The 11,634-nt window shown below is 29.6% G+C and carries 7 protein-coding genes; 6 read left to right on the top strand and 1 reads right to left on the bottom strand.

Annotated elements, in window-relative coordinates; genetic code table 11:
• Positions 1-60: 60 nt before the first annotated feature.
• Together CUEA01_RS20925 and CUEA01_RS20920 are read left to right on the top strand one after the other, a co-directional pair.
• The gene (locus CUEA01_RS20925) at positions 61-552 is read left to right on the top strand and encodes a GNAT family N-acetyltransferase (RefSeq protein WP_234123946.1); all 492 of its coding nucleotides are present in this window, start codon (positions 61-63) and stop codon (positions 550-552) included.
• Between the two features lie 450 nt (positions 553-1,002).
• Positions 1,003-2,928 (top strand): Cache 3/Cache 2 fusion domain-containing protein, encoded by a 1,926-nt coding sequence (locus CUEA01_RS20920; RefSeq protein ID WP_234123945.1) that lies wholly within the window; start codon positions 1,003-1,005, stop codon positions 2,926-2,928.
• A 676-nt stretch (positions 2,929-3,604) separates the two neighbouring features.
• Here CUEA01_RS20920 and CUEA01_RS20915 read toward each other — a convergent pair.
• On the bottom strand, positions 3,605-5,674 hold the full coding sequence (locus CUEA01_RS20915) for a methyl-accepting chemotaxis protein (protein ID WP_234123944.1): 2,070 nt from the start codon (positions 5,672-5,674) through the stop codon (positions 3,605-3,607).
• A gap of 385 nt (positions 5,675-6,059) precedes the next feature.
• Here CUEA01_RS20915 and CUEA01_RS20910 point away from each other — a divergent pair, with 385 nt between their 5' ends.
• The 4 genes from CUEA01_RS20910 to CUEA01_RS20895 all read left to right on the top strand — a co-directional run bounded on the left by CUEA01_RS20910 (position 6,060) and on the right by CUEA01_RS20895 (position 11,277).
• Positions 6,060-6,491 (top strand): MarR family winged helix-turn-helix transcriptional regulator, encoded by a 432-nt coding sequence (locus CUEA01_RS20910; protein ID WP_234123943.1) that lies wholly within the window; start codon positions 6,060-6,062, stop codon positions 6,489-6,491.
• A 111-nt stretch (positions 6,492-6,602) separates the two neighbouring features.
• A complete protein-coding gene (locus CUEA01_RS20905; protein WP_234123942.1) occupies positions 6,603-8,336 on the top strand; it encodes an ABC transporter ATP-binding protein in 1,734 nt (577 codons plus the stop codon).
• Positions 8,329-10,221 (top strand): ABC transporter ATP-binding protein, encoded by a 1,893-nt coding sequence (locus CUEA01_RS20900; RefSeq protein WP_234123940.1) that lies wholly within the window; start codon positions 8,329-8,331, stop codon positions 10,219-10,221. Before CUEA01_RS20905 ends, CUEA01_RS20900 begins: the two co-directional genes overlap by 8 nt.
• 558 nt (positions 10,222-10,779) lie before the next feature.
• The gene (locus CUEA01_RS20895; protein ID WP_234123938.1) at positions 10,780-11,277 is read left to right on the top strand and encodes an HTH domain-containing protein; all 498 of its coding nucleotides are present in this window, start codon (positions 10,780-10,782) and stop codon (positions 11,275-11,277) included.
• The last annotated feature ends 357 nt before the right edge of the window (positions 11,278-11,634 follow it).

Raw genomic sequence — 11,634 nt, 5'->3', positions numbered from 1 at the left:
CACATGCTCCTATATGTAAAAGCTCTGGTTTGAATTTTGAAAAGTGAGGCTATAAAAATTATGGATTTAAATGAAATAAAGTTAGAACGAGTAACAATGCAAACAAAAAATAAGCTAGAAAATTTAATGAACTTATATTTGCATGACCTGTCAGAGTTTGCAGATGATTTAAAACCTAATGAAGCCGGAAAATTTGAATACGAAGGTTTAAATCTATATTTTGCGAAAGAAGAACTAAATCCTTTATTCATAATTTACCAGGGTGAAACAGCAGGCTTTGTACTTTTAAATTCTGGAAAGTATGCAGGAAAAGACATTGATTATGTTATTCACGAACTGTTTATTTTAAAAGGATTTAGGAATAAGGGCATAGCAAGTGCTGCAATTGAAAATTTAATGAGCATATATAAAGGAAAATATAAAGTTGGACAAATAGTTAGCAATAAGAAAGCGGTTAATTTTTGGAAGATGTTTTATAACAAACATAACATTGAATATGAAGAATCAGAGGAAGCTTTTGATGGAATAGAATGTATTCAGCAGAAATTTTAAATATTGCGAACCCTTTTCAAAGTACAAAGTATAAAGTACAAAGAAGGATGATTTTCTTTCGCTTTGCTACAGAAAATCTTAAAACTTATTTGATTGCTTACGCAATCGCGGCATTAATGTTGTTCAGCGAAGCTGACAACATTTAAGTTTAAGATTTACCTGACGTAAGGAAAGGTAAATCATCCTTCTTTGTACTCTGTACTTTATACTTTGTACTTTGGTTTAATGCGTTTACTATTAAAAATAAAATTTTACATTAAAATATAGGCAAATAGGGCTGGTTTCAATAGTTTTGAAAGTAGTTTATTAAAATGCGTGGAATTGTTTGTTTTAAATGTAACAATATGGTTAGAATCCTAAACTTACAAGTGTTATAATAAATATTTGGAAGTAATATATTTGAACGGAGTGAAAGCTTAACTACAGTAATTAAGGGGAAGTGTTTTTTATATGAAAGTAAAACATAAACTTATCATAAGCTATTTGGCGCTAATTATAATTACCGTAAGTGTATTAGGAATTTTAATTACTAAAAAATCGCATGATGAATTCTTAAAAGAGGTAAATGAAAAAAACCGTCGTTTAACAGAATCCATTATAACAACTCTTAATGTGAGAAATGAGATGCTTGAAGAAGAATCTTATAGTGATTTAAATTTTGCGAGTACCATGCTCAACGATTTAAAAGTAGATTATGATGAAAATGTAAAAGTTGGAGGATTTAATTTGCCAGTTTTATATACGGGAAATCAAAGTTTATCTCTAGATAATACTGTGGTTAATAAGCTTAAACAGGCTACAGGTACAGCTGCAAGTGTATTTTTATTGCATAATAATAAATTTATAAGGGTTTCTAGTACAATTTTTAAGGATGATAATAAAGTACTAGGCACATATATACCTAGTAATTCCGATGCTTATAAGAAATTAATTAATAATAGCGAATATTCAGGTTGTATTGTAATAGATAACACTAGTTATGTAACAAGGATGAAGCCATTATTAGATAAAAATAAAAAGGTCATAGGTGCAATAGGTGTAGGAAACAAAATTATTAGCGACTACCTACAAAAAACATTAAGCAATATTAAGCTGGGTAAAACTGGTTATGCTTATATAGTGGATTCGGGAGGCAATTCAATTATTCATCCATATAAAAAAACAAGGCATAATAGACATAGTCATATTGCAAAAAAAATGCATTTAACTCAAAATGGAGCAATTACGTATACTCATAATGGAGTTAAAAAGGTAGGATATTATGAATATTTTAAGCCGTGGGGTTGGTATATATTTACTGCTGTTACCTATGATGAATTAAATGCTCCGTATAAGTCAATTTTTGTAATGTCAGTCTTTATAGGATTAATAATTATTGCTTTTGCCGGAATTACAGCAGTAGTGCTAACAAATAACTTAATTAATCCAATTAATAAGCTCAAGAATTGCATGGAGTTAGCAGGAAAAGGCGATTTTACAGTATCTTGTGATGTATGCAGTAAGGATGAAATAGGAGTTCTAGCAAGTAGTTTTAATAATATGCTATCGGAAAATAAGAGATTGGTAGATAAGACAATAGAATGTGATAGGTTAAAAACAGAATTTATCGCAAATATGTCACATGAACTTAGAACACCTTTGAATATTATTTTTTCAACAGTACAATTGCTTAATGTGATTATAGATAAGGGCGAAGATTTAAATACCGATAGGATAAAAAATTATACAGGCGGTATAAAACAAAATTGTTATAGATTAGTTAGACTTGTAAATAACTTAATTGATATAACAAAAATTGACTCTGGTTTTATGACGCTTGATTTAAGCAATCAAAATATAGTAGAAATTGCCGAGGAAATAACACAGTCTACGGTAGGGTATGTGCATCAAAGGGAGAGGACAATTATATTTGATACAGATGAAGAAGAAAAGATTATGGCCTTTGATTCAGAAAAATTGGAGAGAATTTTGCTTAATTTAATTTCAAATGCTGTTAAATTTACTAAGCCTGGTGATACAATTAATGTTACATTATATGATAAGAAAGATAATGTTATTATTTCTGTAAAGGATAATGGAAGGGGAATCCCAAAAGATGAATTGTCACAGCTTTTCCAAAGATTTAAACAAATAGATCCATTATTAAACAGAACCCATGAAGGCAGTGGTATAGGATTAACTATAGTTAAAGCACTAGTTGAATTGCATGGAGGAACAATAGAAGTAAAAAGTACATATGGTGAAGGTACAGAATTTATAATATGTCTTCCTGCTAAGATTGTCCCAGAAGAGCAAGATGTTAAAGTAAAAAGAGATTTTGCAAGTGAAGATAATGTTGAAAATATTAATATTGAATTCTCAGATATTTATAGTTAAATATTGCGAAGCGAAGTGTAGTGCAAAATCAAAGAACCTTTGGCAGGTGTAGAAAAATGATGTTAGGGAATAGCGGCTCAAAATCCTAAATAAAATTAATAAAACTAAGCGGCAAATTTTTTAAAGCTTAAGAGCTTTCGATAACTCGCAAAATACGCTCAGACAATCTAAAGCTCTAAAGCTTTAAAAAATTTTCCACTAAGTTTTATACAATTTTATTTATAAATTTTTTCGCCACTATTCCCTAACATCATTTTTTTCCTACACCTACCAAAGGTTCTTTGATTAATCCACTACATCTTTGTTTCACAATATTTAAATATTACAAACCAAAAGACAGAGTAGAAAGTACAGTGAATGATGATTTTATTTCGCCTTGCTACAGAAAATCTTATAACTTATTTTTTGATTGCTTACGCAATTGTAGTATTTCTTGTTTTTATTTTAAAATTCCGTAGGTACGGAGGAATTTTTTCCTTTAAAACCATGTACATTGCGAAGTAAGTGTGGTGTAGGATGATTTAAATAAAATTTTATAAATCTTAGGTAAAAAACTTCAAAAGCCTTAGATGTTTCAATTGTTTGAGCTTCTTTTCAGCGAGTTATTGAAACTTCTTAGGCTTTTAAAGTTTTTTGCCTTAGATTTATTAATTTTATTTAATATCCTGCAATACACTTACTTCGCAATAATTTTAAAATTTGAAGTTAGAGCCTTTAAGTTTTCAGAAATTTCTTTAGTGTCGTTTGTAATTTTTGAAACATCGTTTGATTTTTGTAAAATAACAGATGATTTATCTGCAATGTTTGTAGCACCAGAAGCCATTTCACTATTTGCAGAAGATATTTCATTTATAACATTAATCATAATATGCAGAGATGAACCTACTTCTTGTGCTCTATTACTAAAATTATTCACAAGATTTTCAACATAGTTCGCATCTTTAAAATATTGTTCGCCTATATCAACCATGGAAGCATAATCTTTTATTACAGTTGAATCTATAAAGTTTAAAATATTCTCTGAACTAGATTTTAAGCTTTCTACAGAAGATACTATTACACTAGTTATTTTTTGAATTTCATTGGTAATATTTGCTGAATCTTCTGCTAATCTTCGAACTTCTTCAGCTACTACAGCAAATCCTTTTCCAGCTTCGCCTGCTCTTGCTGCTTCAATTGCGGCATTTAAAGCCAATAAATTTGTTTGTGATGAAATTTCCAAAATAGATTCTGTGAGTTCATTAATTTGATTAACAGCCTTTGATTGATCTATTGCTTGTTTCAGACTAGTATACATATTATTTCTAATATCCTCGGCTGCTTTTTTAGAAGTAATTGCATCATCTTTAAGTTTTTGAGCCCTTTTGCTTATTTCTATTGAAGTTTCAGCGCCTTCTTGAGCTTTTTTTGATATGGTGTTTACTGTTTCTCCCAATTCGTTTGAAGAGGCATTTAATTCTTCGGATGATGCTGCGGTTTCCTCCATTCCAGCAGATAACTCTTCAGTAGTTGCAGATATTTCTTCAATTTGTTTTCCTAAATACTGCATATTTGTATTAGTTTCAGTAACTGAATCATCTAATTTTTTCGAGCCGTCAACTATGGTTTGCAGCATTGTACTAATAGAGTTTTGCATAATGTTTAAGGAAGTCATTAGTTCACCGGTTTCATCATTTATGTCCATTGATGACTTGGATATTTCTTTTGAAAAATCACCTGAAGCAAAATATTTTATATGCTGTACAGCTAATTTTAATGGCTTTGTGATATTTCGAGAGAATATTGATATTATTAAACTAGCTATAAGCAAACTTGCAATAAGAACAATAATTATACCAGTTCTAACACTGCTTATTGATGAAGTATATTGAGTTACAGGCATAAACGATACAATGAATAAATTTGTAACATCACTTTTTGTATAAGAAGCAATATATTTTACATTCTTAAAAGTAAAATAACCTATACCAGAACCTTTTGTCTTCATTGTATTATAAAAAGTAGACATACCACCTTTTTCTTTGCTAAAGTTAAGCTTTAAAATTTGTGTAGCATCTTCTGATGAAACTACAAGACCTGTAGGATCTATTAAAAAGGTATGCATATTATTACTAGAATTTGATTTAACAATATTTTTAGTTAAATTACCTAAGTCTATAGAAGTTAAATAAATTGCATCTAACTGTTTTGCATCCTTATCTACAATTGGTGCAGTTATTGTAGCAACAGCTCTTCCTGTTGCTGGAGAAACCATGAAGCTTCCAATTTTAGCATTAGGGTTTTCTACTAAAGCTTTTAATTTAGTTGGAGTAGATGGCATTTTTTGACCAACAGACTTTCCGCCTAGACTATCAACTACTGTTAATTTACTTGAATCGGCAAGAGGAACTTGAAAAATCATATTTTCATATAGCCCGTTAGCATTTTTGAATTTATCCTCTAAATTTGCGGACATACGATTTAATATGGCTGCATCAGGCTTATTAGTTTTGTTAAATTCTTTAAAATAATCTATAACAGAAGCTTCATTTGCAATAGATTGAGCTAAAGCTTTTTGATCATTAAAAGCTAAATCAATATAATTTTTTTTATCAGTAGTTATGCTAGTGAGTGAATTTTTTGCTTCACTGCCTAAAGAGTTTGATAGAGAAGTTACTGAATAGAAGCCGCTAATGAGTAATGGTGTAATAATGCATATCATAGCTACTATTAAAAACTTCATAAATAGGCTAGATTTTCTTTTCATGGAATCATCCCCTTAACATATATTTTAGTCTATTATTTAGATATAAATTTGTATGAAAATGCTATTTCCTAAGCTTTATGATATAAATTGATTTTGTTAGTTGAAATGGTATATCTATATACTACAATAATCGTAATATGTATTACCCACTTGACCTTTTTCGACAGAATACAAACGAATTCTCCCAAGTTTAAAAACTAAATTAAAGAAATAACATTTTTGCATTATTTTGATTTAATGTGATTAAATGAGTTGTTACATTAATGGTATTTAATATGTAAATTAGAAATATTGGTAAATATTAAAGCAAAGTGAAGAGTGTTGACAAATAAAATATTTTAAAATATAATTAGTTAGAAATCTAACAAAACTATGAGGTATAAAAATGAAAAATGAAGTGCGTATAGGTAAAGAAGTAATTAACCTTGCTAATCAGATAAAAAGGGAAATAGGTAAAGAATCCGCTGAGTATGGAATAACTTCTATTCAAGGTCGGATTATTGGTTTTTTGTATTGGGAGGCCAGTAAGAGAGATATTTTTCAAAAGGATATAGAAACGGAATTTAATATTAGACGCTCTTCTGTTACTAGTGTTCTTCAATTAATGGAAAAAAATGAATTGGTTAAAAGGGCAAGTGTTTCAGAGGATGCAAGGCTAAAAAAAATAATACTTACTGAAAAAGGTGTGGAAATTCAAGAGCACGTACATAAATGTATTGATAAACTTGAAAAAGAATTAAGTGAAGGATTTACTGATGATGAAATAAATGTATTTTTGCATTTTATTAATAGAGTATCAAAAAAAATTAGGGAGTAAACTTAATTTTTTTGGAGCTGTCGCACAAAATTATTTTAAGTTACGTATTAAACAACCTTAGTGCGATAGCCCCAAGTTAATAGTTAGAAAGCTAACAAAAGGGGGAAGCGTATGATAAAAAAGTTAATGGGCTATATTGGAGAATTTAAAAAAGAATCTATTATTACGCCTATATTTGTTGCCTTGGAAGTAGTAATGGAAGTACTTATTCCACTTTTAATGTCAATGATTATAGATAATGGTGTTACAAAGGGGAATATTAGGTATGTATGTATCGTAGGGGTAATAATGCTCTTAGCGTCATTTTTATCATTATCCTTTGGAATATTAAATGGTAAATTTGCTGCTAAGGCATCTACAGGATTTGCTAGAAATTTGAGAAGGGGTATTTATTATAATATACAAGAATATTCTTTTTCAAATATAGACAAGTATTCTACAGCAGGACTAATAACTAGATTAACTACAGATGTAACAAATGTTCAAAATGCATACCAAATGGTAATAAGAATGTTTGTAAGGGCTCCATTTATGATGATTTTTGCAATGGCTATGTCTTTTTACATCAATGCAAAATTGGCACTTATATTTTTAGCTGCAATAATTTTTCTTGGAATATTACTTTATTTTATAATGACTGGTGTACATCCATATTTTAAGGAAGTTTTTAAAAAGTATGATGGATTAAATGCTAGTGTTCAGGAAAATTTAACTGGAATTCGTGTTGTAAAGGCATATGTAAGAGAAGATCACGAAATAGAAAAGTTTCACGGTGCATCTAAAGTGTTATACGATTATTTTATAAAAGCTGAAAAAATCATAGTTTTTAATGCCCCTTTAATGCAGTTTACAGTTTATACTTGTATTTTACTTTTATCTTGGCTTGGTGCAAAAATGATTGTTGTAAAAGATATGACAACTGGTGAGCTTATGAGTTTATTTACGTATACAACGAATATAATGATTAGTCTTATGGTTATTTCAATGGTATTTGTAATGGTAGTAATGGCAAAATCATCAGCTGAGAGAATTGTTGAAGTGTTAGATGAAAAAAGTGACTTATCAAATAAGGAAAATGCTATTCATGAAGTAAAAAATGGTTCTATAGAATTTGAAAATGTTAACTTTAGCTACTCTAAAGATATGGAGAAATTAAGCTTAAAAAATATTAATATTAGCATTAAAACTGGTGAATTTATAGGTGTTATAGGTGGAACTGGAAGTGCAAAATCAACTTTTGTTCAGCTTATTCCAAGATTATATGATGTAACGAGTGGATGTGTTAAGGTTGGTGGGGTTGATGTTAGAGATTATGATATAGAAAGCCTCAGAAATAAAGTTTCAGTTGTACTTCAAAAGAATGTATTATTTTCTGGAACTATAAAAGAAAATTTAAGATGGGGAAATAAAGAAGCAACTGATGAAGAGCTAATTGAAGCAAGTAGGCAGGCACAAGCAGATGAATTTATAGAAACCTTCCCTGATAAATACGATACTTTTATTGAACAAGGTGGTAATAATGTATCTGGTGGTCAAAAGCAAAGATTGTGTATTGCAAGGGCGCTTCTTAAGAAGCCTAAGATATTGATTTTGGACGATTCAACTAGTGCAGTAGATACAAAGACAGATGCCCTTATAAGAAAATCCTTTAAGGAAACAATGCCGGATATTACAAAAATCATTATTGCACAGCGTATTTCTTCTGTACAGGAAGCAGATAAAATTATTGTATTGGATGATGGTGAAATAAACGGATTTGGAACACACGAAGAACTTTTAGCTTCAAATGCTATATATCGTGAAGTCTATGAATCCCAAGTAAAGGGAGATGATGATAATGCCTAGAATGAACGGAGCACATGGAAAAGGTAGTAAAAATCCTATGAAAACTTTAAAAAGATTAATTACGTATGTATTTAGCAGGTATAAATTTTTACTTTCCTTAGTTGTAGTATTTATCATCATAAGTTCTGTTGCTAATGTTATAGGTACATTGTTTATAAAAAAATTAATTGATCAGTATATAACACCATTTTTAAATAAACCAGAAGTTAATTTTGCACCTCTTTTAAAGGTGATATTAACTATGGCAGTTATTTATTATATAGGAGTTTTATCAACTTACATATACAGTCGTTTAATGGTAACAATTGCGCAAGGTTCACTTAAGAGAATAAGAGATGACATGTTTGAGCATATGGAAAAGCTTCCTATTAAGTTCTTTGATATACATCCACATGGTGATTTAATGAGTCTCTACACAAATGATACAGATACTTTAAGGCAAATGATTGAGCAAAGTTTACCTCAAATATTTTCAGCTATCATAACTATTGTAAGTTCATTTGCTTCAATGATTTTTTTAAGTATACCTCTGACTATTGTTCAGGTTTTTATTATAATTTTAATAATATATGTTACTAAATTTATTGGTGGAAAAAGTGGTAAATACTTTGGATTGCAGCAAAAAGATTTGGGAATGATAAATGGATATATAGAAGAAATGATGGAAGGACAAAAGGTTGTAAAAGTATTTTGTCATGAAGAGGAATCAAAAGAGAAGTTTGACAAGCTAAATGATGCACTTTTTGATAGTTCCAATAATGCTAATAAGTATGCAAATATATTAATGCCGGTTATGGGTAACATTGGATACATCAACTATGTATTTGTATCTATTTTTGGATCCATTATTGCTATTGCTGGATTTGGAGGCTTTACGCTAGGAGCACTTGCATCATTTTTGCAATTAACTAGAACTTTTAATCAAACTATAAATCAAGCTTCACAACAGCTTAACTTTGTTATAATGGCATTAGCTGGCGCAGAACGTATATTTAAAATCCTTGATGAAACACAAGAAAAAGATGAAGGGTACGTAGGACTAGTTAATGCAAAGGAAGCTGAAAATGGTGAACTCACAGAAGTTAAAGAACATACTGGAACTTGGGCTTGGAAGCATCCACATGGAGATGGAACTATTACTTATACTAAACTTAATGGAGAAGTAGTATTTGACGATGTAGATTTTGGTTACAATGATGAAAAAATAATACTACATAATATAAAACTTTATGCAAAACCTGGACAGAAAGTAGCTTTTGTTGGTGCAACAGGTGCAGGAAAAACTACTATAACAAACTTAATCAATCGTTTTTATCAAATTCAAGACGGTAAAATAAGATATGATGGTATTAATATTAACAAGATTAAAATGGATGATTTAAGAAGATCGCTTGGAATAGTACTTCAGGATACACATCTTTTTACAGGAACTATTGCAGATAATATTAGGTATGGAAAATTGGGTGCAAGTGATGAAGAGGTTTATGCAGCTGCAAAACTTGCAAATGCAGATCAATTTATAAAGCATTTGCCAAAGGGATATGAAACAACGATTTCTGGAGATGGAGGAAGCTTGTCACAAGGTCAAAGACAACTGCTTGCCATTGCTAGAGCGGCTATTGCTGATCCTCCGGTTTTAATACTTGATGAAGCAACCTCTAGTATAGATACAAGAACAGAAATTATTGTTCAAGATGGAATGGACAAACTTATGCATGGAAGAACAGTTTTTGTAATTGCACATAGACTTTCTACGGTTAGAAATTCTGATGTCATTATGGTTTTAGAACAGGGACATATAATAGAAAGAGGAAGCCATGATGAATTAATAGAGAAGAAAGGGCAATACTATCAGCTTTATACTGGAGCTTTTGAACTCGAGTGAAGTAACAGTATTTCGAGACATTAAATAAAATTAATAAATCTAAGAGGGCAATTCTTAAAAGCCTAAGAGCTTTCAATAACTCACATTCGTTCAGACAATTGAAAACTCTAAGTCTTTTAAGAATTGCCCTCTAAGATTTATAAAATTTTATTTAAATCGTCTCTTCAATACTGTTACTTCATTCGAAAAGTGGCATTAAGGAAAAAATTCCTCCGTGCCTACGGAATTTTGAGGTTGATGCATGGGAATGTCCTCAAAAGCCTAAGAGCTTTCAATAACTCGCTGACACTCAGACAATTGAAACTTCTAAGTCTTTTGAGGATATTCCCCTAAGATTTATAAGATGCTATTTAAATTGTCTCTTCAACACTACACCTTCACTCGAAAATGGGTATTAAGGAAAAAATTCCTCCGTGCTTACGGAATTTTGGGGTTTGATGAATTATAGCATATTTCTTTATGTTGAGAAAAGTTGGAAATATAACTATAATTATTAATTAGTGAATAAAATGGTTAGTTCACATTTGTAAAATATTATGTAAGTTAAGGAGAAAATATATGGATATTGAGATTCTAAGACAAAGTGTAAGTACAAATTTAAATCAGATTGATTGTATTCTTAGGGAAGATATACAAAATCTGACTAAAAATTATAAAATCGAATTGAAATCTTTGAGTAAAATAATTGGAATAGATTATACATGGTTAAAAGAGTTTATGGATGGAAAAGATTATACCCTTGATTTTTTTAATAACTCAAGGAATCTTAATGAGAACATAAATAATTCGAATATTCCGAACCCTTCATATTTGTCAAACATGGTTTATATGCTTTCTGATGGGATATTAATAGTAAATGAAGACGACAGAATTAAAGCAGTAATAGATTTATTAATAAGTGAGTTTGAAATTAAATATGAATCTTTAGCAATATATGCGAAACTTGAGTTAGAAGATGTTCAAAATTTTATGAATGATACGAATTCCATTTCCATTGAGAAAAAATATAAGTTAGCAGTAGCAAGTCTATTTTTGCATTATTTATGTAAAAAATAACCTTATTAATTCGCAACTTTCATACAGTACGAACTAAATAATCTGCTTAATCATATGTTAATTTTAATATAAATTTTTGGTTTTTTGAGTGAGAGATTTATTTTTTTATATCAAAAAGCTGTTGCACTAATTTTTTTAGAGATAAACCGCTTGAAAATTTAAAATTAATTTGTATCAAAACGTTATATTTTTAATAGCTTACATTCGTTTAGGTAATTGAAGTTTTTAATGCATTATAGAATATTTTTATGTTGAGAGAAGTTGGAAATATAACTATAATTATTAATTAGTGAATAAAGTATTTAGTTCACGCTTGTAAATTATTGTGAAACAGTTTATTTATATGAAAATATAGGT

Source organism: Clostridium hydrogenum (assembly GCF_021432385.1).
In the GTDB taxonomy this organism is placed as follows: domain Bacteria; phylum Bacillota; class Clostridia; order Clostridiales; family Clostridiaceae; genus Clostridium_S; species Clostridium_S hydrogenum.
Note: the sequence above shows the minus strand (reverse complement) of the source record. Positions and strands in the feature narration are given on the sequence as shown.

Coding starts and splice junctions, on each gene's coding strand:
- CUEA01_RS20925 (WP_234123946.1), top strand. CDS start 61: ATGGATTTAAATGAAATAAAGTTAGAACGAGTAACAATGCAAACAAAA.
- CUEA01_RS20920 (WP_234123945.1), top strand. CDS start 1,003: ATGAAAGTAAAACATAAACTTATCATAAGCTATTTGGCGCTAATTATA.
- CUEA01_RS20915 (WP_234123944.1), bottom strand. CDS start 5,674: ATGAAAAGAAAATCTAGCCTATTTATGAAGTTTTTAATAGTAGCTATG.
- CUEA01_RS20910 (WP_234123943.1), top strand. CDS start 6,060: ATGAAAAATGAAGTGCGTATAGGTAAAGAAGTAATTAACCTTGCTAAT.
- CUEA01_RS20905 (WP_234123942.1), top strand. CDS start 6,603: ATGATAAAAAAGTTAATGGGCTATATTGGAGAATTTAAAAAAGAATCT.
- CUEA01_RS20900 (WP_234123940.1), top strand. CDS start 8,329: ATGCCTAGAATGAACGGAGCACATGGAAAAGGTAGTAAAAATCCTATG.
- CUEA01_RS20895 (WP_234123938.1), top strand. CDS start 10,780: ATGGATATTGAGATTCTAAGACAAAGTGTAAGTACAAATTTAAATCAG.